Source organism: Acidovorax sp. NO-1 (genome assembly GCF_000238595.1).
GTDB lineage: Bacteria > Pseudomonadota > Gammaproteobacteria > Burkholderiales > Burkholderiaceae_C > Acidovorax.
The window spans coordinates 1-423 of sequence record NZ_AGTS01000096.1 but is presented as its reverse complement, the minus strand read 5'-3'; the positions used below and the strand labels follow the sequence as shown (position 1 = coordinate 423).

Genomic DNA, 423 nt, shown 5'->3' with positions numbered 1-423 from the left:
TCCTGCATGTCGCTGCCAGCGCGCAGGCTGTCATAGCGCGCCGTGTCGGCCAGGGGTGTCTGGCTCACTTGCAGGTTGGTCGCAACCGTCTCGGGCAGGGGCTGCGCTTGCAGGCGGCCGAGCACGTTGATGACGTGCTCGGTGCTCACCCGCCCCGATGGCGGCGCACTCTCCAGGGCCAACTCCACCGCCACCAGCACGGCGTCCAGCCCTTGCTTGGGCACCTCGGCCAGTACCTGCGCCATCACCCTGTCGCCGCCCTCCTGGTGCAGCAAGCCTTTGCGCATGCGCTGCAATGGCTCGGGCAGGTCTGCAAAGGGCGCGCCGTTGCGCAGCGCGCCCGGCTTGCGCTCGATCAGCGGCACGTAATGCTGCCAGTCGTAGCGGGTCTGGTTGCGATCGCTCAGGCGCTCGTGCGTGGCC

The 423-nt window shown here is 69.3% G+C and carries 1 pseudogene; it reads right to left on the bottom strand.

The features are described 5' to 3' along the window. A pseudogene (locus KYG_RS15640) lies at positions 1–423 on the bottom strand (IS21 family transposase); the annotation flags it as partial.